The organism is Streptomyces sp. NPDC002125 (genome assembly GCF_053593715.1).
In genome coordinates, this window is record NZ_JBSFDD010000012.1 from 160,115 (window position 1) to 183,418 (window position 23,304).

Below are 23,304 nucleotides of genomic sequence, written 5' to 3' on the forward strand. Positions count from 1 at the left end.
TGCCACCCGTGCCCCGCCGCGAGCGCTCGCGGCGGGGCACCGGGCTGTCCGCGCTCCCTCGACCACCTCTCGAGCACGCTCCGCGACGGTGAGCCGCACATCGGCTTCCACGAGAGGACACACCAATGCCCGCTTCACCCGCCAAGAGATCCGGCCGCCGCTCACTCGCCGCGCTCGCCGGTGCGCTCGCACTCGTCGCGACGGGGTCGATGGCCGCCTGGGGACAGCCGTCCACGGCCGGCCCCCGGACGGGCGCGGGACCGCTCACCAATCTGGACTTCCTGCTCGGCGACTTCAGCTGCGCCTACACCGACATCACCCTTCCCGAACCGACCACGGTCACGGTGGGGTGGAAGACCGCGAAGACCCTTGACGACGCATTCTACGAAATGGTCCTGACCGGCAGCACTCCTCGTTTCGAGGGGCGCTGGGTGTTCGGCAGGAACGCCATCGACGACGAGTTCCTCACCTTCTACTGGGACACCTGGGGCAATACCGGCCACGCGGTGTCGCACGGCTGGAAGTCCGGCATGATCCGCTTCCAGGGCCCGTATGTCACACCCGCCGGTCACGCCGACAGCAAGGACGAGTTCCGCATCGTCGACGCGGACCGCTTCACGGACGATGCCTACATTCGCTTCCCCGGTCAGAGCTGGAAGCAGATCAGCCATGTGGACTGCCGCCGGAACTGACGCTTCCGATTCACCCCTGCCGCTTCGGACCAGCCAGAACGCCACGGAAGCCCCCGCACCGTAATCGGAGCGGGGGCTTTCTTTTCGTCCGGCTCCCTCCTCCGAAAAATTAACGTTACATCCCCCTTCCCAGTCACGCGCAGGGGTGTCATATTTCACACTTGAGGCCCTGCGAATACCAGGGACCGGTTCGGTGCGGCATTCTTCGATTGGCTGGAAACAGCTCAACCCGAACGACCATCGGGCCACACGTGAATAATTAACGGGTACATTCATGACGGATTCACTGTGAGGATTCACCCGCCTCTGCAAGGCTCCGGTTGGCATTTCCGAACAGGGGGCCTAGCTATGGACATCGAAATATTAGGACCGCTCGACGTACGCCTCGACGGCACATCAATAGTTCCGAGTGCCGGCAAACCCCGCCAGATACTGGCGCTTCTCGCGCTCAGGGCAGGACGGATCGTCCCCGTACCCGTCCTGATGGAGGAGATCTGGGGAGACCGGATACCCCGCAGCGCCCAGACCACGCTGCAGACCTACATCCTCCAGCTCCGTCGCAGGATCGACGCCGCACGCCCCGGCTCACGGCGGCCGGCGGCCAAGGACGTCCTGTCCACGCGGTTCGGCGGCTACCAGCTGAGCGAGCCGGTCGGCAGGTGCGACGCGGGGGACTTCCAGCGCCTCACCGCACAGGGCAGCGCCGCCCTGGAGCGGGGCGAGGCGGGCCGCGCCGCCGAACTGCTGGGCAGCGCGCTCGGTCTGTGGCAGGGGCCGGCACTCGTGGACGTACCGACCGGAAGCGTCCTCGCCACCGAGATCCTTGGCATCGAGGAGGCCAGGGCAAGGGCGATCGAACTACGGGTGGAGGCCGATCTGCGGCTCGGCCGGCACTCCGAACTCATCGGGGAGCTGCGCACGCTGGCGGCCCGGCATCCGCTGCACGAGACCTTCCACGCGCAGCTGATGATCGCGCTGTACCGCTCCGGGCACACCTGGCGGGCCCTGGAGGTCTACCAGCAGTTGCGCACCACCCTCGTCGGCGAGCTCGGCGTCGAGCCGTCCGGCCGGATCAGAACGCTGCACCAGCAGGTGCTGAACGGGAGTCAGGACCGCCCGCTCTCGAACTCCCACGCGGGACACGCCTACGAACTGGACCTGACCCGCCCGTAGACCCGCTCCCCCGCCCGGCAGGGCGCCGGAATGCCGGCGCCCTGCCGGGCACCCCTCTCCGCGGGTCCCGCCGGTGCGGCGGCGGGACCCGCGGAGAGGATGAGACGCACGGGAAGGAGCGGAACCGCCGGGCAGGCGGTTCCGCTCCTTCGTCCCCCGCCGGCCGGCGGGTGGGCACTCAGGGCCTGACGATCACCTGGGTGGTGTCGAGCCGTATCTGCGCCCCCTGGCCGAAGAGCCGGTTCCCGGGGAGGCTCTCCTCGTCGAGGAACGTCTGCTCCACGGGCTCGCCGCGGCGCGGGTCGAAGTAGAAGTCCTGCCTGTCCTTGAGCCTGACCAGGGCGGTGCCGTCGCTCACGCCCGGCTTCGCCCCGTCCAGCAGGCTGCCGAGGGCCATCCCGCAGGTGATCTGATCGAGCGTCAGTCTCTCCTCCGTGCCACCGTGGTCGAGCGTCATGTACTTCCGGTCGAAGGCCCGTGTGCCGATCCTGTCGGTGCCGAGCTTCCGCACCCCGTCCACGTACCAGCCGACCCGCTTGCCGCCCTGGTCGATGCGTACCTCCAGGTCGTGCATCCGTCCCGGCCGGGTGGTGCCGACCGGTATCGCGTAGCCGTACGAGGCGTAGTCGGCGGTCTCGCTCGGCAGGCGCTCGTAGATGGCGTAGATCGTGTCGTTGGTCACCGAGAAGTCGGCGATGGCCTGCGACTCGAAGTCGGCGGTGATGAGCGCGATGGAGGCCAGCCGTATGTCGGACGCCGGGTCCTCGACGGTGGCTCCGAACGGGTTCTCGGTGCCGAAGGTCCGGCCCGCCACCCGGTGCGCGCAGCTGATGGAGCCGGTGGCGGGGACGTCGAAGCCCGGGACGCCCTCGGCCGTGTAGCGGTTGGGGAAGGCGATCCACTTGATGTGGTCGTCCGCGCCCTCCGCGCCCTCCGGTCCCACGCTGCGCGCGTACGCCGGGTCGCCGGTCTTCGGGTTGACACCGGTGGGTACGACGTCGAGCACACCTCCGGAGGTGGTGACGACCGCGTCCCCCTCGGGCCATTCGGCGTCGCCGAGGACCATCCAGTTGCCGTCCTCACCGGTGCTGAACCCGCTGTCGTACCGGTCCTGGAAGAGGACCTGCGGTCCCCGTGTGCTCGCCGCCGACTGCGCGGTGGTGGCCGGCAGCAGCGCCGCCACCGCCGCTCCGGCCACCAGCGCGTACGCCACTCCGCGTCCTGCTCTTCGCCGTGCCACTACTGCCCCCTGTGTCGTCGGTGTCCTGGCGCGTCACCGTGGCCGCCGGGGCCGGATTTTCCCTGGAGTACGGCTACTGCGCCGGCTTCGACGGCTGCTCGACCGGCGCTCCAGCGCGGGCGCCGATGGTGGCACCGAGTCAGTTCCCCCCTGTCAGGAAGGACCCCGGACATGGAACGACAGCCCGATCCGCTGCTCGAGGTGAGCGAGGAGATCGCCACCGCTCTGGCGGAGCACCGTCCGGTGGTGGCACTGGAATCGTCGCTCATCACCACCGACCCCTCGTCCGAGACCGCCTCGCTGATCGAGAAGGCGGTGCGGGACGCGGGAGCGGTACCGGCCACCATCGGAATCGCCGGAGGGAAGCTGGTCGTCGGTCTGACGGACACCCTCATCGAGCGTTTCGCGACCACCAAGGGCATTCCGAAGATCAGCTCGCGGGACATCGGCGCCGCGCTGGCGGGCGGCGGACTGGGCGCCACCACGGTGGCGGGCACCATCGTGATCGCCGAGCGCGCCGGCATCCAGGTGTTCACCACCGCGGGCATCGGCGGGGTGCACCGGCGGGGCCAGGACACCCTCGACATCTCCCCCGATCTGCTCCAGTTCCGCCGCACCCGGATGACCGTGGTGTCGGGCGGGGCCAAGAGCATCCTCGACCACCGGCTGACCGCGGAGTACCTGGAGACCGCGGGCATCCCGGTGTTCGGCTACCGCACCGACAGGCTCCCGGCCTTCGTGGTGCGCGAGGCCGAGGTGCCCGTGACGCGGATGGACGACCTGCGCACCGCCGCCCGTGCGGCCGAGGCGCACTGGCAGGTGAACGGGCCGGGCACGGTCCTGCTCACCAGCCCCATCGACGAAGCGGACGCGGTGGACGGCGCGCTGGTCGAGGCGGCCATCGCCGACGCCCTCGACCGGTGCGACCGGGACGGTGTCGTGGGCAACGCGGTCAGCCCGTACCTGATGAAGGCGCTGGCCAAGGCGTCGGACGGGCTGATGCCCAGGGCCGGCCGCTCGCTGCTGCTGAGCACCGCCCGGGTCGCCGGGGAGTTCTCCGTCGCCCTGAGCGCCGTACAGGCCGAGCGGTGACCGCTCCCGCGGCGGCCGGCGGGGTGATCCTGGACCTGGACGGGACGCTCGCCGACACCCCCTCGGCCATCGCCGCCATCACGACCGAGGTCCTGGCGGCGTCCGGCACCCGGGTCTCCCACGAGGCGGTCCTGGCCACGGTCGGACGCCCGCTGCCGGCGTCCCTGGCCGGTCTGATGGGCCTGCCCGTCGACGACCCCAGGGTCACCGAGGCGACCGAGGAGTACGGGAAGCGGTTCGGCGCCCATGTGCGGGAGACGGGACCGGGGTTGCTCTACCCCGGTGTCCTCGACGGCCTGGAGCGGCTGTCCCGGGCGGGCTTCGGGCTGGCCCTGGCGACCTCGAAGGTGGAGAAGGCCGCGCACGCCATCGCGGCGATCACCGGCCTGGACGCCTGGCTGGCGGCCGTCGCGGGCGACGACAGCGTGCCGCACGGCAAACCGGCTCCGGACATGGCCCTGTACGTCGCGGGGTTGCTGGGGCTGCCGCCCGGGAGGTGTGTGGTGATCGGCGACGGGGTGCCCGACGCCGAGATGGGGCGGGCCGCCGGGATGGGCGTCATCGGCGTCTCGTACGGCGTCTCCGCCCCGGAGGAACTGAAGCGGGCCGGGGCCGGCACGGTCGTGGACTCCTTCCCCGCGGCGGTGTCCGCCGTACTGGAGGGCCACAGGTGACCGCGCACCGGGAACCGGGCCCCGCGCAACCGAATCCCACGAGGAAAGGGGCGGCTCCGATGCCGCGCAGAACATTCGTCTCCCGGCACGGCCTGCTCCTGGCCGCCGCCGCTCTGGGCACCGTCATGACCACGCCGGGCACGGCGACCGCCGGGCGGCGCGGCCACGACTACCACCGGGTCTGGGACGACTTCGCCGACGGCTTCGTGGCCGACGGCCCCGACGCCCGCTGGTTCCATGTGGCCGGGGGGCCGTACCGGGCCGACGACGGGATCGTCACCACCCGCAGGGGCGAGCTCTCGGTGCGGGCGCGCGGCACCCACCCGGAGACCGGCGAGCCCGCGTTCACCCAGACCATCCCCGCCGACAACCCGATCGGGATGCCGGGCTCGGGCGACCACGCCAAGTTCATCGCGTACACCAGTCACACCGCGACGAGCGGCCACCCCGGCTTCGACGCCCATCACGGACACGAGCTGCTCTTCGAGACCCGGCTCACCGGCCGCACCCACGGCACCGGGGGCCACCCGTTCGGTGACGCGGTGCGCGATCCGGAGGACGATCTGCGCCTGGCGTCCGCGATGATGCTGACCACCGATCCGGAGACGTCCGTCTCCTTCGACTTCGTCGTCACCAACAAGCGGATCTACGCCTGGTACGGCCGTCCCACCTTCATGCGCGGCGAGCTGGGCGACTACGCCTCGTTCGCGCACACGGTGCCGCTGGCCACACGCCGGCCCGAGGACGTCCACGACTTCGGCATCGCCTACGACCGCTCCGCCGGCGTGGTGCGCTGGCTGCTGGACGGCCGGGAGGTGTTCAGGGTGGACCGCATCGGCTTCCGGCTGGACCGGGCGACGGCGACGCTCGACGAGGGCGGCGAGGAGACGCTGATCCGGCCTCGGCAGCTCAACCCCGGCATGGGGCTGCTGACCCTGCTGGACGCCTCCTGGCCGACCGGCCGGGGGCTGGTGCGCCTCTCGTCCCGTACGCACACGACGTACTACCGGCCCTCGGTGGGCGAGCCCGAGGAACAGGACTTCGCCGACGAGCTGAGCACGGACGCGGGGCGGCTCTTCGGGCAGGGCGCGTCCTTCCGGCTCGGTCCGTACAAGGTCTCCAGCAGGCGCCTTCGATGACCCCCCTGGAGGTCGTCGGGGTGTGGCGACTCGCCTCGTACACGGAGCTGGACGAGGACGGGTCGACGGTCGCGGGCCCTCTGGGCGAGGCGCCGGAGGGGCTGCTGATCTACACCGCGGACGGTCATGTCGCGGTGAGCATGATGAAGACGGGTGACGGCCCGGCCCAGGAGACCTTCATGGGGTACTCGGGCCGGTGGCGGCTGGCCGGCGACGAGATGACCCACGAGGTCGTCGTCAGCGCGCATCCGCGGATGGCGGGCACCCGGCAGGTGCGCCGGGCCGCGCTCGACGGCAGGACGCTGTCACTGCGCGGCACCGCCGTGAACCCGGTGGGCGGCCGGGCCCCCGAGCGCGTCCTGACCTGGCGGCGCGCCCGCGACGAAGACACACGACAGCGCGAGAAGGAGTAGGCCTGTGCCCCGATACGTGGATGCCCCCGAGGGCTGGTGGCAGGAGTTCGTCATGGCCGATCCGCCGAGGACCGCGAAGGCCTCGGTGGTACGCAAGGACGGCAGCCCGCACGTCGTCCCCGTCGGCGTCATCATGGACGGCGAGGACATCATCTACACCTGCCAGAAGGACAGCGTGAAGGGCCGTTCCCTCCAGCGGGACGGCCGGATCGCGATGCTGTGGGACGACGAACGTCCGCCGTTCTCCTTCGTGCTGGTGCGCGGGCGGGCGACGCTCAGCGAGGACGTGGACGAACTGCGGGCCTGGACCGCCCGCATCGGCGGCCGCTACCACGGGCGGGCGCGCGAGGAGGAGTTCTCCGACCGCTTCACGATCCCCAACGGTGTGGTCGTGCGGGTCAAGGTCGAGTCGGTCGTGGCCAAGGTGAATCTGTCGGAGACGGTGAACGTCGAGAACCGGTGACCGGCCACACGTGAGGCGGCGGAGGGGAACAACTCCCCTCCGCCGCCTCGGTGTCGTGGCGCGGCCCGCTCATCCCCCCGTGGAGTACACGTCGTCGGCCGGGGCGCGCCGCGCGGTGGTGCGGAGATGGTCGACCTGCTGCCAGCCGTCGCCGTAGATCGCGTCGCGCATCGCGGGGAAGCGGAGGAAGTCGTGCGGGAAGCCCGGTGCCACCCGGCTGACCCGGTCCAGGCGTTCCAGCCACTCGTCCTCCAGGACCGCGTCGACGGCGGCCAGGTTGTCGGCGAGCTGCTCCTCCTTGGTCGCGCCGAGGAGGGGGACCACGTTGCCGGGCCGGGACAGCAGCCAGGCGAGCGCCACCTGTGCGGGGCTGAGGCCGGCCTCCTCGGCGACGCGCACGGTCTCCTCCACGACCTCGTCCCCCGGGCCCCTGCCGCCCTGCCCCCAGGCCACATGGTCCAGCCGGCCGCCCTCGGACCGCAGGTACTTGCCGGTGAGCCGGCCGTCGGCGAGCGGCCCCCAGGCGAACACCGGGAGGTCGAAGGCGTGTGCCATGGGAAGGAGTTCACGCTCGACGGTGCGTTCGAGCAGGTTGTACCTGATCTGAAGTCCGGCGAACGGAGACCAGTCGCGCAGCTCGGCCATGGTGTTGGCCTGGGCCACCTCCCAGGCGGGCCAGTCGGAGACGCCGACGTAGAGCACCTTGCCCGCGCGCACCTGGTCGTCGAGGGCGCGCATCACCTCGGGCACCGGGGTGAGGGTGTCCCGGGCGTGCACCCAGAGCATGTCGAGCCGGTCGGTGCCCAGCCGGCGCAGGCTGGCCTCCAGGGAACTCACCAGGTTCTTGCGGTGGTTGCCCGCGGAGTTCGGATCGCCCGGCCGTGTCTGCATCGTGTACTTGGTGGAGAGGACGAACTGGTCCCGGCGCCCGGCCAGCAGCTTGCCGAGCGTCGTCTCCGCCGATCCGTCGCCGTACTCGTCGGCCGTGTCGATGAAGTTGCCCCCGGCGTCGGCGTACTGCCCGAGGATGCGCTCGTGCACCGCCCCGGGCAGCTTCCAGTCGTCGCCGAAGGTCATCGTGCCGAGCGCCAGCCGGGATATCCGGACACCGGTCCTGCCCAGCAGCGTATGGCGCACGGCTCAGTCCTTCCGGGACAGGACGACCAGCGGGATCTGGCGCTCGGTCTGCGCCTGGTAGTCGGCGAAGGCCTGGACCTCGGAGGACGCCTCGGCGAAGAGGCGCTCGCGCTCCTCGCTGCCCGGCGGCACCTCGCGGGCGACGGCGGAGTAGATCTCGTCGCCGGACTCGACGGTGACCTTCGGGTCGGCCTTGACGTTGTGGTACCAGGCCGGGTGGGTGTCGGCGCCGCCGTTGCTGCCGAAGATCAGCAGACTGCCGTCGGGCTGGGCGAAGTAGAGCGTGGGCACCGTGCGGGCCTGGCCGGACTTCGCGCCCCGGGTGGTGAGCAGGATGAGCGCCGCGCCCTCGAAGGGGCCTCCGACCTTGCCCCCGTTCTCCCGGAACTGCTGGATGACCTGAAGGTTGTACGCACCCGGGTCGCCCTCGGCGGGTGCGGTGGGCGCGGGGTCGAACTGCACAGGAGCCATGGGGGACTTCCTCTCGCTCATGACATGCGGAGCACTTCTGCGGCGTGGTCTGCGCCGAGCCTAAGCGGAAAAACTTCCACTTCGCAAGGAACTGCCTCGCGAGCCGCTGGAGCGGCGGAACTATGCTCACGCCATGCCCGCAACACCCGAACGCGCCGACGCGGCGCGCAACCGCCGCCGTATCCTCACCGCCGCGGCCCGCATGGTGGCGGACGGGGACGTGGAGCGCCTGGCACTGGACGAGGTGGCCAGGGCCGCGGACGTGGGGGTCGGCACGGTCTACCGGCGCTTCCGTGACCGCGCGGGCCTCGTCTTCGCCCTGCTGGAGGAGCAGGACGAGCTCTTCCGCGCCCGGGTGGCGTCCGGCCCGCCGCCGCTGGGGCCGCCGGCCGGCCCCGAGGAGCGGCTGCGCGCCTTCCTGCACGCGCTCGTCGACCTGTCCGTCGCGCAGCGCCCTCTGCTGCTGCTCGCCGAGTCCAGCTCGCCCGCGGCGCGCTACCGCCACGCCTCGTACGCCTTCCAGCACGCGCACGCGAGCGGACTGGTGGCCGCGCTGCGCCCGGACGCGGACGCCTCGTATCTGGCGGACGCCCTGCTCGCGCCCTTCGCCCCCAGCCTGATCGACCACCAGCTGGGCACGGGCGGGCTGACGCCGGATCGGCTCAAGGCGGGCCTCGACCAGCTGCTGCGGGGGGTGCTGCCGCCGCTGCCGCCGGGGGACGGCGGCTGAGGGACGGCCGGACGGTGTGACGTGGCCGGGCAGCGAGACGTAAGGGCCGGACAGTGCGACGTGCGGCCCGACGGTGCCTGTCGAGCAGGTCTCCAGCCGCCTTCCAGCGCCGGACGGAAGCGTGGCCGTGACGGGTGCGCGGACGCGGGCCGCCGGTACGGCCGCCCGGAGCGCGAGGTGCCGGCCGGCGGGGCCGCCGGGGCGCACGACGCGGTCCATGGGGAGGCACACCAATGCTGGACACCGAGGAACTGGCCGTACAGGCGGCGGCATCGGCGCGGACGGCCGAGGAGGCCCGCAGGCTCGACCCCGACGTGGTCAAGCTCCTGCTGGCGGCCGGATTCGCCCGCCATTTCGCACCCCGCGCCTTCGGCGGCACCGAGGGCACCTTCGCGGAACTCACCGACGCCGTGGCACGGACCGGTGCCGCGTGTCCCGCCACCGCCTGGTGCGCCTCGCTGGCGGCCAACCTGGGGCGGATGGCGGCCTATCTGCCCGCCGAGGGGCAGCGGGCGGTCTGGGAGCAGGGCCCCGACGCCCTGGTCGCGGGCTCCCTCTCCCCCTTCGGCAAGGCCGCGCCGGCCGCGGACGGCCACACGCTGTCGGGCCGCTGGCCGTACGTCAGCGCGGTGACGTACGCGGACTGGCTGCTGCTCTGCGCCACCCTGGCCGACGGGGAGGCCCCCCGGGTCTTCGCGGTGCCCCGGGACGCGGTGCGTGTGGTGGAGACCTGGGACAGCGCCGGCATGCGGGCCACCGGCAGCCACACCGTCGTCGCCTCGGACGTGTTCGTCCCCGCACCGCGCTCCTTCGCCCGCGGCGACCTGCTGACCGGCAGCCCGGTCGCCGCCACGGCCGCCTGCCACCGGGTTCCGCTGGAGGCCTCCAACGGCCTCTCCTTCGCCGCGCCGCTGCTCGGCGCGGTCGAGGGGGCGCTGGGCCACTGGACGGCGTACGCGGAGGTCAAGGCGCGGGCGGCGGTGCTGCGGCCGGAGGCGCCCGGGCCCAGCCGGGAGGCGCTGGCGGGGGTGCTCGCGCACGCCTCCGGGCAGACGGACGCCGCCCGGCTGCTGCTCGAACGGTGCGCGAGCACCGCGGACCTCGGGGCGGACATCACTCCGGAGCGGATACGGCGCACCCTGCGCGACACCGCGCTCTCCGTGCGGATGCTGGCGGAGGCGGTCAACCGGCTGACGGCGAACGGCGGGACGACCGGATTCGGCGAGAGCCAGCCGTTGCAGCGGCACTGGCGGGACGTCAACGCGTCGGCCACGCACATCGCGTTGCAGTTCGACGCGGCGGCGCTGTCCTACGCGGAGGGCCGGCTGTGGACCACGCAGACCAGCAGCCCGGAAGCGGCGCGGTAGCGGCCGTACAGCACGGGAGGAGCCGGCCGGGCCCCGCGAGCGGGTCCGGCCGGCCCGGCCGTCAGGGAGCCCGTGGTTCCGCCGTCCCCGTCCGGAGCGAGGACGACCCGCGCCGATCGGAACGTCAGCGGCACCCCGGCCCGGGGGAACCACGCCTTGTAGACCGCCTCCTTGACGCTGAACAGCAGCGTGTCCCAGGGCAGCCCCGCGACCGGTGGCAGCGCCGCCAGGTGCGCCGCCTCCTCGTCCGAGGCGATGGCCGCCGCCACGGCGGGCGACAGGGGGACGGCGCGTTCCGCGTCGATCCCGAGAGCGTCGTACCTGGGTGCGTCGTACGCGGGAGCGCCGTACATGGATGCGCCGTACCCGGGGGCGTCGTGGCTGGGCGCATCGATCCCGGGCGCGTCACGGCCCTCGCTTCCGGGTACGCCGAGTCCGCCGGACGGTGCGGCGACGGCCGCCCGGTAGCCGGCGCTGTGCGTGATGCTGCCCGTGAACCCGGCCGGCCACAGCGGCTCGCCCCGCCGCCCGCTCCGCAGAGGCGCGTCGGCGGTGGGCGCCCCCGCGGCGGCGAGCGCCCTGCGGGCACACCAGCGGGCGGTGGTGAACTCCCGGCGCCGCCGGTCCACCACCGCCTCGCCGAGCCGGTTCTCCTCCTCCGGGTACGGGCGCAGCCCAGCCGGGTCGCCGAAGCACTCGGCGGCGTGCGCCCCGTCCGGCAGCAGCCCGTCGAACAGTCCCGGTGACGGGACGCCCGCCGGTGCCACCGGCCCTTCCGGCAGGGGCCGTTCAGGCATGGGAGCGGGGCAGGACACCGCCGTTGTACGTGACCATCTCGCCGAAGACCGACACCACGTCCAGCTCGCGGCCGAGGGGTTCCCCGGCCAGTTCGGAGTAGGCACGGTGCAGGTTCGCGACCAGCCGCTCCGGGTCGCGCAGCCCGCCGAACTCTCCGGGACCGGCTTCACGGGCGAGCTGGAGCGGGGTGAGCCCGGCGGCCCTGCCGTCCGCCGCGATCTCCTGGAGGCGGAGGAAGTACGCCTCGGTGGCGTCGAGTTCCTCGGGTCCCGCCACCGGTCCGTGGCCGCCCACGACGGTCAGCGGCTCCAGCTCGCGCATGAGGCGCAGGGTGCCGAGGCTGCCCGCGACGGATCCCATCAGCACGAACGGGGTGCACCCGGGCAGGACGATGTCACCGGCGAACAGTACGCGCTCGTCCGGGAGCCAGACGAGCGTGTCGTTGGTGGTGTGCGCGGGACCGGGATGGATCAGCTCGATCCGGCGCTCTTGCTGATGCAACGTCAGTTCATGACGATACGTCAGCTCCGGTAGCAGCAGCTCGATATGACCCCAGTCGACATCGGGCCAGAGGCCCGTCAGCCCCAGCCCGGCGGCCTCCATCTCGCTCCGGGTGCGTTCGTGGGCGACGACGACGGTGTCCGGGCCCGCGAGTGCGGAGTTCCCGAAGGTGTGGTCCCCGTGGAAGTGGGTGTTGACGATCATCCGGGGGGACTCCGGGGTGAGTCCGCGCAGGGCCGCGCCCAGGGCCCGGGCCCGCGCCAGGGTGGCCGCGGTGTCGACGAGGACGGGGCGTCCGCCGCGTCCCGGCTCCAGCAGGATCCCGGCGTTGCTGACGCACCATCCGCCTTCGGGCTGGATGTAGGCGAAGGTACCGTCGGCCACCTCCTCCAGCCGGCCGTGGGTCCCGGGCGGCGCCCCGGTGACGGCGGCGGTCACCGGCCGTCCTCCGCGCCGCCGAGGAACTCGTCCAGACTGCGCAGGGTGCCCCTGCTGTTGGCTCCGATGATGTCGCGTGCGCGCTCCAGGGCCTGCGCGGTGGTGGTGCCCGCGCCGAATACGGCGTCGAGGGCCTCGGGGTCCACGGCCACGGAGTGCTGGGCGGTGACTCTGGTCCCTCCGGGCACCTCGGTGACGATCCAGGCGCCGGAGTGGGCCAGCAGCCCGCGCGGCGGGGTCGTCTGCTTGTAGACGATCCGCTCACCGGCGAAGCACAGCCGCACCGACTGGGTGCTGTGGGTGCTGCCGTCGGCCGCCGATGTCTGCATGTCCATCGTCTGCACATCGGCACCGGCCGCGGTGTCCTCGGCCGGGACGGTCTCCAGATCGAGCCCCGCGACGTGCGGCAGCCGGCCGGGCCACAGATCGGCCCGGTACAGGAAGTCGTAGACCTCGGCCGCCGGGGCGGTCACGATCGCCTTGTCGCTGAACGTCAGGATCAGCGAGTCCGGTGCCTCCTCGCGCTCCGCCCAGGTGCGGACCGCGCCGATCTCCGCGTCGCTGTTGGCGTCGAGCGCCGCCGCGATCCGGTCGGCCTCGCCCGGTCCGCCCGTGGTGTTCCAGCGGTGGCCGAGCACCAGCGTGCCGGGCGTGCCGTCCTCGAAGCGCCAGTGCCCCGCCATCTCGGTCAGCGGCGGCGCCGGACTCTCCTGGGCGAAGTCGATGCGCAGCCCCGCCGGGTCGAGCACCCGGCGCGAGGTCCAGCTGCGCACCTCGTGTCCGACCAGCGCCCAGAGCCGGATGCGCTGGACGCCGTCGGCCCGTTCCAGCTCCTGGGACCAGATGCAGGGGGCGAAGAGCAGCGGCCAGCGGCCCACGTCCTCGATGAGCGCGTAGGCGCGCCCGGCGGGTGCGGCCAGCTCCGTGATGTGCTCGGCGGAGCCGGCCGGGCTGTCCGTGAGCCTCTCGTGCGTCGTGGTGTCCACGCGTTGCCTCTCCAGATTCCGGGTGTGTGCCGGGATGTACGGGTGTGCGGGTGCGGGTGCGGGTGTGCGGGTGCGGGTGTGCGGGTGCGGGTGTGCGGGTGCGGGTGTGCGCCGGGGTCGCGGATGTGCGGGTGCGGGTGCCGGTGGGCCCGGGTGGTGTGGTGCCGGTGGGCCTCAGTAGTTGCCCAGTCCGCCGCAGACGTTGATGGCCTGCGCGGTGACCGCCGCGGCGGCGTCCGAAGCGAGGTAGGCGACCATGCCGGCGACCTCCTCGGGGTCGGTGTAGCGGCCGAGCGGGATCTTGGCGTTGAAGCGTTCGAGGACCGCTTCCTCGGTGGTGTCCCAGATACGGGCGTAGTGCGCGCGCACGTTGCCCGCCATGGGTGTCTCCACATAGCCGGGGCACACGGCGTTGACGGTGATGCCGCTCTTGGCGAGTTCCAGGCCGAGCGCCTTCGTGAACCCGACCACGCCGTGCTTCGACGCCGAGTAGGGGGCTCCGAAGACGACTCCCTGCTTGCCGCCGGTGGAGGCGATGCTGATGATCCGGGCGCGCGGCAGCTCCCGCATCCGTCCGGTCGTCAGGACCTGCTTGGTGACGAGGAAGACGCTGTTCAGATTGGTGTTGATCACGTCGAACCAGAGCTCTTCGGGGATCTCGGCCGTGACCCCTCCCCCGCTCCTCCCGGCGTTGTTGACCAGCACCTCCACCGGCCCGGACCGGTCGACGGCCGACTGCACGAACGCGCGCACGTCCTCGGCGGAGGTGACGTCGCACGCGTGCCCCTCCACCGTGAGTCCGCTCTCCCGGAGCTCCTTGACGGTCTGCGCGAGCGCTTCCCCGTCACGGGCGCAGAGATGGAGCGGGTGCCCCAGCGCGCCCAGGGTCTCGGCGACGGACCGTCCGATGCCCCGGGTCGCCCCGGTGACGATCGCGGTGCCGCGTGTGGTCCGCTGTTCCTGGTCCATGGTGGGGTTACGTCCTCTCACGCGGCCTGTGCGGCGGGCTGGTTGACGAGGTCGAGGAACTCCCGGGGGGTCTCGATCCCGGTGACCTCGTCGTCGGAGAGCGTGACGCCGTAGCGCTGCTGGACGGTCGCGGCCGTCTCCAGGAGCGCCAGGGAGTCGTAGCCGAGGTCGGTGAAGGCCACGTCCAGGCTCTCGGCGGTCAGGGTGGCGTCCTCGTCGGAGCCCGCGCACTCGGTGAGCACACCGGCCAGGTCGTGCAGGGTGATGACTGCCATGGGACAACTCCTCGTGTGGGGCGGGGTCTTCGGCCGGCCGGGAGGCCGGGCCGGGTGGGGTGGATGTCGTGGGGTGCCGCCGTGCGGCGGTCAGGAGACCCCGGGGGCACGTACGACCACGGCGGCGTTGAAGCCTCCCTGGCCGCGTGCCAGCACCAGGGCGGTGCGGGGCCGTGTCTCGCGGGGCGTGTCCCGGACCAGGTCGAGCCGGTGTTCCGCCACCGGACGGTCGACGCCCGCCGTGGGCGGGACGACGCCGTCGCGCAGGGCGAGCAGCGCCGCCGCCACGTCGAGCGGCGCGCCCCCGCCGTACAGCCGGCCCGTGAGGGTCTTGGGGGCGGTGACGGGAACGCCGTAGGGCCCGAACAGGGCGCCCAGGGCGGCGGCTTCCTCGTCGTCGCCCGCCCGGGTCCCGGCCGCGTCGGCGAAGACCACGTCCACGTCGTCGACGGTGTGCCCGCTGTCGGAGAGGGCGAGCCGCGCGGCGCGTTCGAGGCCGGGCGGTCGTCCGGAGCCGGGGCGCGGGGAGAAGGTGGCGGCGTATCCGGCGATCTCGCCGTACACCCGCGCGCCTCGCGCCTCTGCCGCCGTGGCGTCCTCCATCACGAGGATCGCCCCTCCCTCGCCGGGCACATGTCCGGCGGCGCGGGTGTCGAAGGGCAGATAGGCCGTGGCCGGGTCGGTGCCGCGGGAGAGCCGGCCGCTCGCCTGGTGGGACGTCAGGCCCCAGGGGTCGAGCGAGGAGTCCATGCCGCCGGTCAGGGAGAGCTTCACGCCCTGGCCCAGGGTGCGGCGGGAGTGGCCGATGGCGTCGAGGCCGCCCGCCTGTTCGGAGACGAGGACGCCGCTCGGTCCCCGCAGCTTGTGGCGGATGGAGAGCTGGCCGGTGTTGACCGCGTAGAACCAGGCGAACGACTCGTAGACGCTGACCTGTTGGGGCCCTTGGGTCCAGAGCTTGCGGATCTCCCGGTGGGTGAATCCGAAGCCGCCGGTGGCGTTGGAGGTCACCACTCCGAGGGAGTAGTCGCCGTAGGTGTCCTGCCCGGCGAGTTCGGCGGGGTCGGCTCCGGCGTCGGCCAGGGCCTCGGCGCCCGCGACCAGGGCGAGCCGGGTGACCCGGTCGGTCTGGGGGAGCAGCCGGCCCGGGATGTGCTCGGCCGCGTCGAAGCCGGCGATCCGGCCGACGAGCCGGGACGGGTAGCGGGAGGCGTCGTAGTCGGTGACCGGTCCGATGCCGCTCTCGCCCCGCAGTGTGGCCTGCCACCAGGGTTCGGTGCCGAGGCCGTTGGGGGCCGCGACGCCGATGCCGGTGACGACGGCGACGGGCCGTCCGGTGGTCCCGCCGGTCGCGGGGGCGGCCGAGGGCGCGGTGTGCGTGGTCACGCTGCCTCCCCCCGGGTGATCACCATGGCGGACTGGAAGCCGCCGAAGCCGCTGCCCACGCTCAGGACGCTGTCCACGGTGTGCTCGCGGGCCTCGTTGGGCACGTAGTCGAGATCGCACTCCGGGTCCGGTTCGTGCAGGTTGGCGGTCGGTGGTACGGCGCCGTTCTCCATCGCCAGCGCGCAGGCGGCTATCTCGATCGAGCCGATGGCGCCGAGCGAGTGCCCGACCATCGACTTGATGGAGCTGACCGGCACCCGGTAGGCGTGGTCCCCCAGCGTCTCCTTGAAGGCGGCGGTCTCGTGCCGGTCGTTCTGCTTGGTGCCCGAACCGTGCGCGTTGACGTAGTCGACCCGGTCGGGCGCCAGGCGTGCCTGGTCCAGCGAGTGCCGGATCGCGTCGGCCATCTCGGTGCCGTCCGGGCGCAGTCCGGTCATGTGGTACGCGTTGCAGCGGGTCGCGTAGCCGCCGATCACCCCGTAGACGTGGGCTCCCCGCGCCCTGGCGTGCTCCAGCTCCTCCAGGACGAACATCGCGGCCCCCTCCGCCAGCACGAATCCGTTGCGGGTGCGGTCGAAGGGGCGTGAGGCGTGCTCGGGGTCGTCGTTGCGCGGGGTGGTGGCCTTGATGGCGTCGAAGCAGGCGACGGCGATCGGCGAGATCGGTGTGTCCGCCCCACCCGCGATCATGACGTCGGCGGTGCCCTCGGCGATGAGGTCACGGGCGTAACCCACGGAGTCGAGCCCGGAGGTGCATCCGGTGGAGACGACCGTGGCGGGCCCCTCGGCGCCCACGGCCCAGGCCACCTCGGCGGCCAGGGAGCTGGGCACGAAGGCGTCGAAGAGGTGGGGCGAGACGTAGTCGCTGTCCACCTCCCACAGCCGGCCGCTGTCACTGAGGACGAGGTACTCGCGTTCCAGGCTGGTCGTGCCTCCCACCGCGCTGCCGATGCTGACACCGGTGCGGTGGGGGTCGAGCTTCACGAATTCCAGGCCGCTGTCGGCCAGGCACTCCCTGGCGCTGACGACGGCGAACTGCGCTGCCCGGTCCAGCCGCCGGGCCTCCCGCGGGCTGAGCCCGTACCGCTGTGGATCGAAGTCGACTTCGGCGGCGACCTGGGAGCGGAAGCGGGAGGGGTCGAAGAAGGAGATCGTACGGGTGGCGGTGCGGCCCGAGACCAGGAGGTCCCAGAACGCCTTCTTCCCCACCCCACCCGGCGCGATGACGCCGATTCCGGTGATTGCGACACTTCGGTTCACTGTCCTGCCCCTCGTTCGGCTGCTTCCGACTGTCGGTGCCGCTCCTCGACCACCGCTCGAATACGGCTGGCGCCCCCGGAACGGCCGGTCCACCGCCGTTCCAGGCCGTGTCGAGACGGCGGGGCGAGGCTCGGCCCGCCCGCCGGAACGGCCGGCGAACGGGCGAGGAGGAGCTGTGGAGTTACGTCGACGGGTACTGCTGCTGCCCGGTCAGGGCGCCCAGCGCGAACGCATGGCCGCGGGTCTTCACGGCGTGCGGGAGGAGTTCACCGAACCCATGGAGGCCTTCTTCGCGCGCATGGACGCCCTCTCCGGCTCGGACCCGTCGCGGCGCTCCGCCGGCGGGCGGGACGGGGCGCGGCTGCGTACGGCGTGGCTGCGTCCGGCGCCGAGCCCTGACATGGACGACTCCACCGTGACCCAGCCGCTGCTGCTGGCCGTCGGGCACGCGCTGGGGCGGGCCCTGGGCGCCGCGGGCGCCGGGCCCGACGTGCTGCTCGGGCACAGCGTGGGCGAGCTGGCGGCGGCCGTGCTCGCCGGGGTCTTCGACGCGGCGGACATCGCGGTGCTCGCGGGGGCCAGGTCCCGGCTGCTGACGGACACGGGACGGGGCGGGATGCTCGTGGTGGCCGGCGCGGCGGAGGACCTGCCCGCGTCCCTGGGCCCCGGTGTGGCGGTGGCCGCGCTGAACGGTCCGCGCCAGACCGTGCTGGCCGGCCCCGCACCGGCGCTGGCGGCCACGGCGGAGCTGCTGCGGGGGCGCGGCACGACGGTACGCGCCCTGCGTTCGGGCCACGCCTTCCACAGCCCGGCCATGGCGGGCCGCGCGCTGCGCTACGGGGAGGCACTGGCGGCGCTCGGCCCGCGGGCACCCCGGGCGGGGGTCACGGTGGTCTCGACCCGTACGGCGGCCCCGGTCACCGTGCGGCAGGCGCGGGACCCGCACTTCTGGGGTGGCCAGCTGGCCACCCCGGTGCGCTACTGGCCCGCGCTGCGGTGGCTGTTGGACACCTGGGGGCGCAGGCCGGGTCTGTTGCTGCTCGACGGCTCCGCCGACCGGAGCCTGAGCGCTCCCGCCCGGCACCATCCCGCGGTGCGGGACGGTGCCAGCGAGATCGTTCCCCTGCTGGCCCGGGGCCGGGACTGCGGTGGCCCGGAGGACGAGCGGGTCTTCACCGCGGCGCTGAACCGGCTCGCGGAGTCCGGAAGTCAGACCGTGGTCAGCTGACCACGGACGTACTGGATGAGGGCGGCGGGGGTCTTGAGCTCGTCGAGGTCGTCGTCGGGAATGGTGACCCCGTAGTCGTCCTGGATGCGCAGGACGATCTCGTACACGGTCAGCGAGTCGAAGCCCAGGTCGGTGAAGTCGGTGTCCAGCGTGGAGTCCTTGATCTCCTCGCTGGTTGCTCCGCCGAAGCAAGCGCTCACGACGTCGCGGAACTCGGTGCTGGTGAAGTCGGCCATGCGGTCACTGTGGGTGCCCGCACTCGACAGGGGGTGGAGACCCGCTCGACGGGGGCCTGACAGCGTGACTCCGCCGCCGCTCGATTCCGCCTCCAGCCGGGGCCTCCAGCATCGGTCCATGACCATCGACGAGACCTCAGGCCCCAAGCTTCCCTCGCCCGAACTCCATGTGGAGGTGACCCAGTTCTACGCCCGTCAGATGCACCGGATGGACGGCGGTGACTTCGGCGGATTCGCCGCCTCGTTCGTCCAGGACTCGGTGTTCCGGCCCGCCGGCGGCGGTGAACTGCGCGGCCCCGAGGCGATCGAGCGGGCCGCCCGGGGCGCGGCGGGCCGGTTCGGCGGGGCGCAGCCCCGGCACTGGTTCGACATGATGACCGTCGAGGAGGCGGACGACGGCACGGTGTCCACCAGCTACTACGCGACGGTGACGGTCGCCTCCGCCGACGGTTCCGTGCTGGTGGAGCCCACCTGCTTCGTCCGGGACACCCTCGTCCGGGTGGACGGTGCGCTGCGCAGCCGTTCCCGGGACATCGAGCGCGACGACCTGACGGTCCGTGCCCTGACGGAGGGCTGAGCACCGTGTGGTCGGTGGTGCTGCCGGTCAAGCCGTTCGCCTCGGGCAAGAGCCGGCTGGCGCCGGAACTCGGCCCGTGGCGGCGGGAACTGGCGCACGCCTTCTTCCTGGACACCCTGCGCGCGGTCCGGGCCGCTCCCGGCATCCGCTGGGTCGTGGTGGTGACGGCCGACCCGCTCGCCGCCTCGCAGGCCCGCACGATGGGCGCGTTCGTCCAGCAGGACACCCCCGGTGCCGGGCTGAACGGGGCGGTACGGGCGGGAGCCGCCCTGTCCTCGGTGCTCAACCCGGGCGGGCCGGTGGCGGCGCTCACCGCGGATCTGCCGGGGCTGCGTCCCCGGGAACTGGAGCGGACACTGGCACAGGCCCACCGTCACCGGCGGGCCTTCGTCCCGGACCACACCGGTGCGGGGACGACGGTCCTGACGGCTCGTGTCCCGGGCGCGCTCTCCCCCTGCTTCGGTTCCGGCTCCGCGGGGCTGCACGCGGCGAGCGGGGCGGTGTCCGTGGAGTCCGGCGCGGGTGAGGGCCTCCGGCTCGACGTGGACACCCCTGAGGACCTGGCTCTGGCGGTGCGGCACGGGGTGGGCCCGTTCACCACGGCGGTCCTGCGGATGCGGCGGGCGATGGCACCCGCTGCCGGCCGGGGTCAGGAAGTGCCCGCGAGCTCTTCCTCGTAGCCCTGGATGACGTGCACGAAGGTGGCGCGCTCCTCGGGGCTGAGCCCGTCGAGGACCTTGTGCCAGGCCTTGGCGCTGCTGGCCAGCCAGGCGTCGACCGCCTCGCGTGTGGCGGGGTCCTCGGAGAGGGAGACGATGCTCCGGCGGCCGTCGCCCGGGTCCTGCCTGCGCTGTACGACGCCTTCGCGCTGGAGGTCGCTGACCATCAGGCTGACGGTGGTCGGCGCCACCTCCAGGCGGGCGGCCAGGTCCTTGACCGGGGTGGGGCCGTCGAAGAGCAGGCAGGACAGCAGTGACAGATGCCGGGGCGCCAGCCGCAGCCGGCGGAGCTGTTCGGGCACCGGTGTCCGCTTGGCGCGTGAGACGAGCCGGGGCATGGTGAGCAGCATCGCGCGGACCGCGTCCTCGGTGGTCAGACGGCCGTCCTCGTCCGCCGGCCGCCCGTCCTGGCCCTTCGCCATCTTCCCGACCTCCGCCATGGTTACGTCCAGGTCGGCCACAGTATCCGACCGTGTGTGCCGCACAGCTTCCCAGGGCGGGTGCGGGCCCTGAGGGGTGGTGCGCGGGCGCGGTCACACGGCGGGGGGCACCGTCACGCCCAGGGCGGGGAGCAGATGGGTCTCCTCGTAGCGGAAGTGCTCCTCCAGGCTCGCGACGGTCCGCTCCAGTTCCGCCCTCAGCCAGGTCACGTCCTCGCCGTCGTCGGCCTCGACCAGCTTGCCGAGGCGTTCGAGCCCGGCGGCCACCTGCCGGTGTTCCTCGCGCAGCCGCTCGATGACGGGGGCGATCTCGGGGTAGCGCTGCTCGAAGACGGGGAAGGCGCCGTCCTCCATGGTGTGGTGGTGGTGCAGTCCCAGGCAGTACTCCAGGCAGCGCTCGCGCAGCTGCCGCACCAGCGAGGCGCTCTCCCCCGCGTCGCGCACGGCCGCGGGCCCGTCCGCCGCGTCGAGGGCCGCGCGCAGCGCCGTGAGCTGGGCGCGCAGTTCCCTGTGCCCGATGAGCAGCTGCCTGCCCGCGGCCTGACTGTCGATGTCCTGGGGAACGGGCATGAGGCCGCCTCCGGCGAGCGAAAGGTTTGTGTTCAAAGCAAACTCATTCTGAGCCTACCGAGGCCCCCGTCCTCCGTCAACGGCCTCCGCGCCGGGAAACCGCTGCCGCGCGCCCGGCGTGAACAGGAGGGTGCGGCAGCGGGTCCGGGGAGCCGGCCGTGGATCAGGCGGCCAGCCGCACCAGGGTCTCCTGGAAGGAGAGCGTGTTCCCGGAGGGCCGGTTGTGGGGCAGCCTGGCGAGGACGGCGGCCATGCCGCAGGTGTTGGTCACGCCTGAGAGGAGCAGACCCGCGCCGACGGCTCCGGACAGCCAGTGGGCGGGCTCCCAGGCGAAGCCCGCAAGGAAGCCGGTGACGACGAGGGAACCGGCGGCGAGGCGGACCTGCCGGTCCATGGGCCAGGTGGCGCGGGCTCCGGCCGGACGCTCGACGGCGTATCCGGCCGCCACCCAGGCGCCGGTGCCGCCGTCCAGCGTGGCCGCGTCGACACCCTGGGCCGCCAGCCGGGCGCAGCCCTTGGCCGAGCGGGCACCGGAGGCGCACACCACCAGCAGGGGCGTCCGGGCCGCGGCGGACTTCAGCGCGCCGACGGCCTCGTCCAGGCGGTCCAGAGGGACGTTGTGGGCGCCGGGCAGGTGACCGGCGGCGTACTCGCCGGGGCTGCGCACGTCGACGACGGTGAGCTCACCGAGGCGGGCGGCGGCCCGGGCGGGGGCCAGAATGGCAGGGGTGGTCACGGAACAATGCCTTTCGGTGGGTGGTTCCCTCCACGGTAAGATACCCATGGGGGTATATGGAGGAGGATGTGTGGAACTCGACATGAGCGCCGATGAGCTGAAGTCGGCGCTGAACCGGCTGCGGCGGGCCCAGGGTCAGCTCGCAGGGGTCATCAGGATGATCGAGGAGGGCCGGGACTGCGAGGACGTGGTCACGCAGCTGGCCGCCGTCTCCCGTGCCCTGGACCGGGCCGGGTTCTCGATCATCGCGACCGGGCTGCAGCAGTGCATGACCAGCGAGGACCCGCAGGTGCGGGACTCGGTGCAGATGCGGGCCCGGCTGGAGAAGCTCTTCCTGTCGCTGGCCTGAAGCCCCGCGGGGTCTGCTGCCGGCGTCCGTGACACGGGCGCCGGCAGCAGGCCCTTCGGCGTTTCACAGCAGGGCGCCGATCCCCATGGCCCCCGCGACGGTCAGCAGCAGGCCGCCGAAGACGCGTTGCAGCGTGGCCGGTGAGACCTTCGCGCTCAGCCGCTTCCCGTCCCAGGCGCCCAGGACGGCGGTCGCGATGAACGGCAGGATCATGGTCCAGTCCAGGGTGGTCGCGGTAGCGGCCCGGGCGGCGAGAGCCACCAGCGCGTTGGCGACGATGACCAGCAGGCTGGTGCCCACGGCCGCGCCCATCGGCACGGCGAGGACGGCCACCAGGGCCGGGACGGCCAGGAATCCTCCGCCGACACCGAGGAACCCGGTCACCGCGCCCAGGCCGGCCCCGGCACCCGCGGCGCGGGGCCCCGACACCGTCCCGTTCTCCGGCGGCGTACGGCGGCGCACCATGCGCACGCCCGCCAGGGCGGCGAGCGCCGCGAAGGCCAGGGTCAGCACGGCGGCGGGGATGTGCGCGGACAGGACCCCGGCACCGGCGGCGGGCAGGAGTCCGGCAGCGGCGAACAGCAGCCCGGCCCGCCATCGCACCTCCCCGGCGCGGGCGTACGCCAGCAGCGCGGTGACCGAGGTGACGATCACGATGACCAGGCTCGCGGTGGTCGCCTCGGCCGGGCTGAAGCCGAGCAGGTAGATCAGGGCGGGGACGGTGAGGATGCTGCCGCCCGCCCCCAGCGCGCCGAGCGCCAGGCCGACCAGCGCCCCGGCGAGCAGGGCGAGAATGAACGCGGTCATATGACGGCGCCCGCCCGCCCGTACGCGTCCGTGACGGGCAGGCCCTGGGCGGCCCACTCGTCCATGCCGCCGATGACGTCGACCGACGCCACGCTCCGCCCGGCCAGCAGGAGTGCGGCGTCCCGGGAGCGCCGGCCGGACCGGCAGATCAGCACCAGGCCGCGTCCGGCCGCGTCGCCGGGCGGCTCCGCGCCGGCCGCGAACCGCGACAGCGGCATGTGCAGCGCACCGGGCGCGTGGCCGGCCCGGTATTCGTCCGCCTCGCGGACGTCGAGCAGCACGGCCGTACCTTCCTGGATCATGTGGTGGGCCTGTACGGGGGAGATGCGGCCGGGGCCGCCTCGGGGCAAGAGCATCGCTGTTCCTCAGGGGCTTCCGGTCTGCCGGAGCCGTCGGCGGGCCGGTAGGGGCCGGGCAGGGCTGTTGGGCCCGGCGGGCCGGT

29 protein-coding genes are annotated in these 23,304 nt (G+C 73.0%); 13 read left to right on the plus strand and 16 right to left on the minus strand.

Going from position 1 to position 23,304, the window contains the following annotated elements:
- The first annotated feature begins 125 nt into the window (after window positions 1–125).
- Both ACWCQM_RS21725 and ACWCQM_RS21730 read left to right on the plus strand, forming a co-directional pair.
- Window positions 126–692 carry a hypothetical protein gene (locus tag ACWCQM_RS21725; RefSeq protein ID WP_450916812.1) on the plus strand — a complete coding sequence of 189 codons (567 nt, stop codon included), beginning with the start codon at window positions 126–128 and terminating at the stop codon, window positions 690–692.
- 348 nt (window positions 693–1,040) lie between these two features.
- On the plus strand, window positions 1,041–1,865 hold the full coding sequence (locus tag ACWCQM_RS21730) for an AfsR/SARP family transcriptional regulator (protein ID WP_450916813.1): 825 nt from the start codon (window positions 1,041–1,043) through the stop codon (window positions 1,863–1,865).
- Between the two features lie 178 nt (window positions 1,866–2,043).
- Here ACWCQM_RS21730 and ACWCQM_RS21735 read toward each other — a convergent pair whose 3' ends face one another.
- Window positions 2,044–3,078 carry a DUF6081 family protein gene (locus tag ACWCQM_RS21735; protein WP_450916814.1) on the minus strand — a complete coding sequence of 345 codons (1,035 nt, stop codon included), beginning with the start codon at window positions 3,076–3,078 and terminating at the stop codon, window positions 2,044–2,046.
- Window positions 3,079–3,276: 198 nt separating this feature from the next.
- Between ACWCQM_RS21735 and ACWCQM_RS21740 the strand changes: the two genes are divergently transcribed.
- The 5 genes from ACWCQM_RS21740 to ACWCQM_RS21760 are packed head-to-tail and all read left to right on the plus strand — an operon-like array spanning window position 3,277 to window position 6,886.
- Complete coding sequence (locus tag ACWCQM_RS21740) at window positions 3,277–4,197, plus strand: pseudouridine-5'-phosphate glycosidase (RefSeq protein WP_450916815.1); 921 nt, start codon at window positions 3,277–3,279, stop codon at window positions 4,195–4,197.
- A complete protein-coding gene (locus tag ACWCQM_RS21745) occupies window positions 4,194–4,871 on the plus strand; it encodes an HAD family hydrolase (protein ID WP_450916816.1) in 678 nt (225 codons plus the stop codon). The genes ACWCQM_RS21740 and ACWCQM_RS21745 overlap by 4 nt, the downstream gene beginning before the upstream one ends.
- A 59-nt stretch (window positions 4,872–4,930) precedes the next feature.
- Window positions 4,931–6,010, plus strand: coding sequence for a DUF6081 family protein (locus tag ACWCQM_RS21750; RefSeq protein WP_450916817.1), 1,080 nt, complete (start codon window positions 4,931–4,933; stop codon window positions 6,008–6,010).
- A complete protein-coding gene (locus tag ACWCQM_RS21755) occupies window positions 6,007–6,423 on the plus strand; it encodes a lipocalin-like domain-containing protein (protein WP_450916818.1) in 417 nt (138 codons plus the stop codon). Before ACWCQM_RS21750 ends, ACWCQM_RS21755 begins: the two co-directional genes overlap by 4 nt.
- A 4-nt stretch (window positions 6,424–6,427) precedes the next feature.
- A complete protein-coding gene (locus ACWCQM_RS21760) occupies window positions 6,428–6,886 on the plus strand; it encodes a PPOX class F420-dependent oxidoreductase (protein ID WP_241839566.1) in 459 nt (152 codons plus the stop codon).
- A 69-nt stretch (window positions 6,887–6,955) separates the two neighbouring features.
- On the opposite strand, the gene ACWCQM_RS21765 is transcribed toward ACWCQM_RS21760, so the two are convergent.
- The gene (locus tag ACWCQM_RS21765) at window positions 6,956–8,023 is read right to left on the minus strand and encodes an aldo/keto reductase (protein WP_450916819.1); all 1,068 of its coding nucleotides are present in this window, start codon (window positions 8,021–8,023) and stop codon (window positions 6,956–6,958) included.
- A 3-nt stretch (window positions 8,024–8,026) separates the two neighbouring features.
- Window positions 8,027–8,494, minus strand: coding sequence for a nitroreductase family deazaflavin-dependent oxidoreductase (locus ACWCQM_RS21770; RefSeq protein ID WP_450916820.1), 468 nt, complete (start codon window positions 8,492–8,494; stop codon window positions 8,027–8,029).
- A 133-nt stretch (window positions 8,495–8,627) separates the two neighbouring features.
- Here ACWCQM_RS21770 and ACWCQM_RS21775 point away from each other — a divergent pair, with 133 nt between their 5' ends.
- Both ACWCQM_RS21775 and ACWCQM_RS21780 read left to right on the plus strand, forming a co-directional pair.
- Window positions 8,628–9,224 (plus strand): TetR/AcrR family transcriptional regulator, encoded by a 597-nt coding sequence (locus ACWCQM_RS21775; protein WP_450916821.1) that lies wholly within the window; start codon window positions 8,628–8,630, stop codon window positions 9,222–9,224.
- A 233-nt stretch (window positions 9,225–9,457) separates the two neighbouring features.
- On the plus strand, window positions 9,458–10,591 hold the full coding sequence (locus tag ACWCQM_RS21780; protein WP_450916822.1) for a hydrolase: 1,134 nt from the start codon (window positions 9,458–9,460) through the stop codon (window positions 10,589–10,591).
- Here the strand turns inward: ACWCQM_RS21780 and ACWCQM_RS21785 are convergent.
- From ACWCQM_RS21785 to ACWCQM_RS21815, 7 genes are all read right to left on the minus strand, one after another.
- Window positions 10,534–11,388 (minus strand): 4'-phosphopantetheinyl transferase family protein, encoded by an 855-nt coding sequence (locus ACWCQM_RS21785; RefSeq protein WP_450916823.1) that lies wholly within the window; start codon window positions 11,386–11,388, stop codon window positions 10,534–10,536. The two genes, ACWCQM_RS21780 and ACWCQM_RS21785, sit on opposite strands and share 58 nt — an antisense overlap.
- The gene (locus ACWCQM_RS21790; protein ID WP_450916824.1) at window positions 11,381–12,328 is read right to left on the minus strand and encodes an MBL fold metallo-hydrolase; all 948 of its coding nucleotides are present in this window, start codon (window positions 12,326–12,328) and stop codon (window positions 11,381–11,383) included. The genes ACWCQM_RS21785 and ACWCQM_RS21790 overlap by 8 nt, the downstream gene beginning before the upstream one ends.
- Window positions 12,325–13,314 carry an aromatase/cyclase gene (locus ACWCQM_RS21795; protein WP_450916825.1) on the minus strand — a complete coding sequence of 330 codons (990 nt, stop codon included), beginning with the start codon at window positions 13,312–13,314 and terminating at the stop codon, window positions 12,325–12,327. The genes ACWCQM_RS21790 and ACWCQM_RS21795 overlap by 4 nt, the downstream gene beginning before the upstream one ends.
- 174 nt (window positions 13,315–13,488) lie before the next feature.
- Complete coding sequence (locus tag ACWCQM_RS21800) at window positions 13,489–14,283, minus strand: SDR family NAD(P)-dependent oxidoreductase (protein WP_450916826.1); 795 nt, start codon at window positions 14,281–14,283, stop codon at window positions 13,489–13,491.
- Window positions 14,284–14,300: 17 nt separating this feature from the next.
- Entirely contained in the window at window positions 14,301–14,558 is a 258-nt protein-coding gene (locus tag ACWCQM_RS21805) for an acyl carrier protein (RefSeq protein ID WP_450916827.1), read from the minus strand.
- A gap of 90 nt (window positions 14,559–14,648) precedes the next feature.
- The gene (locus ACWCQM_RS21810) at window positions 14,649–15,941 is read right to left on the minus strand and encodes a ketosynthase chain-length factor (RefSeq protein ID WP_450916828.1); all 1,293 of its coding nucleotides are present in this window, start codon (window positions 15,939–15,941) and stop codon (window positions 14,649–14,651) included.
- A complete protein-coding gene (locus ACWCQM_RS21815) occupies window positions 15,938–17,200 on the minus strand; it encodes a beta-ketoacyl-[acyl-carrier-protein] synthase family protein (protein ID WP_450916829.1) in 1,263 nt (420 codons plus the stop codon). The genes ACWCQM_RS21810 and ACWCQM_RS21815 overlap by 4 nt, the downstream gene beginning before the upstream one ends.
- A 175-nt stretch (window positions 17,201–17,375) precedes the next feature.
- Between ACWCQM_RS21815 and ACWCQM_RS21820 the strand changes: the two genes are divergently transcribed.
- Window positions 17,376–18,428: an acyltransferase domain-containing protein gene (locus ACWCQM_RS21820; protein WP_450916830.1), complete on the plus strand. Its 1,053-nt coding sequence runs from the start codon at window positions 17,376–17,378 to the stop codon at window positions 18,426–18,428.
- Here the strand turns inward: ACWCQM_RS21820 and ACWCQM_RS21825 are convergent.
- Entirely contained in the window at window positions 18,410–18,664 is a 255-nt protein-coding gene (locus ACWCQM_RS21825; protein ID WP_450916831.1) for an acyl carrier protein, read from the minus strand. The two genes, ACWCQM_RS21820 and ACWCQM_RS21825, sit on opposite strands and share 19 nt — an antisense overlap.
- A 118-nt stretch (window positions 18,665–18,782) precedes the next feature.
- Here ACWCQM_RS21825 and ACWCQM_RS21830 point away from each other — a divergent pair, with 118 nt between their 5' ends.
- Window positions 18,783–19,241, plus strand: a complete 459-nt coding sequence (locus ACWCQM_RS21830) for a nuclear transport factor 2 family protein (RefSeq protein ID WP_450916832.1) — start codon at window positions 18,783–18,785, stop codon at window positions 19,239–19,241.
- Window positions 19,242–19,255: 14 nt separating this feature from the next.
- A complete protein-coding gene (gene cofC / locus ACWCQM_RS21835; RefSeq protein ID WP_450916833.1) occupies window positions 19,256–19,921 on the plus strand; it encodes a 2-phospho-L-lactate guanylyltransferase in 666 nt (221 codons plus the stop codon).
- Here the strand turns inward: cofC and ACWCQM_RS21840 are convergent.
- The 3 genes from ACWCQM_RS21840 to ACWCQM_RS21850 all read right to left on the minus strand — a co-directional run bounded on the left by ACWCQM_RS21840 (window position 19,891) and on the right by ACWCQM_RS21850 (window position 21,706).
- Window positions 19,891–20,421: a MarR family winged helix-turn-helix transcriptional regulator gene (locus ACWCQM_RS21840; protein WP_450916834.1), complete on the minus strand. Its 531-nt coding sequence runs from the start codon at window positions 20,419–20,421 to the stop codon at window positions 19,891–19,893. The two genes, cofC and ACWCQM_RS21840, sit on opposite strands and share 31 nt — an antisense overlap.
- 72 nt (window positions 20,422–20,493) lie before the next feature.
- Window positions 20,494–21,006, minus strand: coding sequence for a hemerythrin domain-containing protein (locus ACWCQM_RS21845; RefSeq protein WP_450916835.1), 513 nt, complete (start codon window positions 21,004–21,006; stop codon window positions 20,494–20,496).
- Window positions 21,007–21,133: 127 nt separating this feature from the next.
- Window positions 21,134–21,706 (minus strand): rhodanese-like domain-containing protein, encoded by a 573-nt coding sequence (locus ACWCQM_RS21850; protein ID WP_450916836.1) that lies wholly within the window; start codon window positions 21,704–21,706, stop codon window positions 21,134–21,136.
- A gap of 70 nt (window positions 21,707–21,776) precedes the next feature.
- Here ACWCQM_RS21850 and ACWCQM_RS21855 point away from each other — a divergent pair, with 70 nt between their 5' ends.
- Window positions 21,777–22,055 carry a metal-sensitive transcriptional regulator gene (locus tag ACWCQM_RS21855; RefSeq protein ID WP_267078118.1) on the plus strand — a complete coding sequence of 93 codons (279 nt, stop codon included), beginning with the start codon at window positions 21,777–21,779 and terminating at the stop codon, window positions 22,053–22,055.
- A 63-nt stretch (window positions 22,056–22,118) separates the two neighbouring features.
- Here the strand turns inward: ACWCQM_RS21855 and ACWCQM_RS21860 are convergent, their stop codons facing one another.
- On the minus strand, window positions 22,119–22,862 hold the full coding sequence (locus ACWCQM_RS21860) for a sulfite exporter TauE/SafE family protein (RefSeq protein WP_450916837.1): 744 nt from the start codon (window positions 22,860–22,862) through the stop codon (window positions 22,119–22,121).
- Window positions 22,859–23,218: a rhodanese-like domain-containing protein gene (locus ACWCQM_RS21865; protein ID WP_450916838.1), complete on the minus strand. Its 360-nt coding sequence runs from the start codon at window positions 23,216–23,218 to the stop codon at window positions 22,859–22,861. The genes ACWCQM_RS21860 and ACWCQM_RS21865 overlap by 4 nt, the downstream gene beginning before the upstream one ends.
- Window positions 23,219–23,304 lie beyond the last annotated feature (86 nt).

Bases quoted from the DNA above. Each gene is read 5' to 3' on its own strand.
- ACWCQM_RS21725 (WP_450916812.1), top strand. From the start codon at position 126: ATGCCCGCTTCACCCGCCAAGAGATCCGGCCGCCGCTCACTCGCCGCG.
- ACWCQM_RS21730 (WP_450916813.1), top strand. From the start codon at position 1,041: ATGGACATCGAAATATTAGGACCGCTCGACGTACGCCTCGACGGCACA.
- ACWCQM_RS21740 (WP_450916815.1), top strand. From the start codon at position 3,277: ATGGAACGACAGCCCGATCCGCTGCTCGAGGTGAGCGAGGAGATCGCC.
- ACWCQM_RS21750 (WP_450916817.1), top strand. From the start codon at position 4,931: ATGCCGCGCAGAACATTCGTCTCCCGGCACGGCCTGCTCCTGGCCGCC.
- ACWCQM_RS21755 (WP_450916818.1), top strand. From the start codon at position 6,007: ATGACCCCCCTGGAGGTCGTCGGGGTGTGGCGACTCGCCTCGTACACG.
- ACWCQM_RS21770 (WP_450916820.1), bottom strand. From the start codon at position 8,494: ATGGCTCCTGTGCAGTTCGACCCCGCGCCCACCGCACCCGCCGAGGGC.
- ACWCQM_RS21775 (WP_450916821.1), top strand. From the start codon at position 8,628: ATGCCCGCAACACCCGAACGCGCCGACGCGGCGCGCAACCGCCGCCGT.
- ACWCQM_RS21780 (WP_450916822.1), top strand. From the start codon at position 9,458: ATGCTGGACACCGAGGAACTGGCCGTACAGGCGGCGGCATCGGCGCGG.
- ACWCQM_RS21785 (WP_450916823.1), bottom strand. From the start codon at position 11,388: ATGCCTGAACGGCCCCTGCCGGAAGGGCCGGTGGCACCGGCGGGCGTC.
- ACWCQM_RS21800 (WP_450916826.1), bottom strand. From the start codon at position 14,283: ATGGACCAGGAACAGCGGACCACACGCGGCACCGCGATCGTCACCGGG.
- ACWCQM_RS21805 (WP_450916827.1), bottom strand. From the start codon at position 14,558: ATGGCAGTCATCACCCTGCACGACCTGGCCGGTGTGCTCACCGAGTGC.
- ACWCQM_RS21825 (WP_450916831.1), bottom strand. From the start codon at position 18,664: ATGGCCGACTTCACCAGCACCGAGTTCCGCGACGTCGTGAGCGCTTGC.
- ACWCQM_RS21830 (WP_450916832.1), top strand. From the start codon at position 18,783: ATGACCATCGACGAGACCTCAGGCCCCAAGCTTCCCTCGCCCGAACTC.
- ACWCQM_RS21860 (WP_450916837.1), bottom strand. From the start codon at position 22,862: ATGACCGCGTTCATTCTCGCCCTGCTCGCCGGGGCGCTGGTCGGCCTG.
- ACWCQM_RS21865 (WP_450916838.1), bottom strand. From the start codon at position 23,218: ATGCTCTTGCCCCGAGGCGGCCCCGGCCGCATCTCCCCCGTACAGGCC.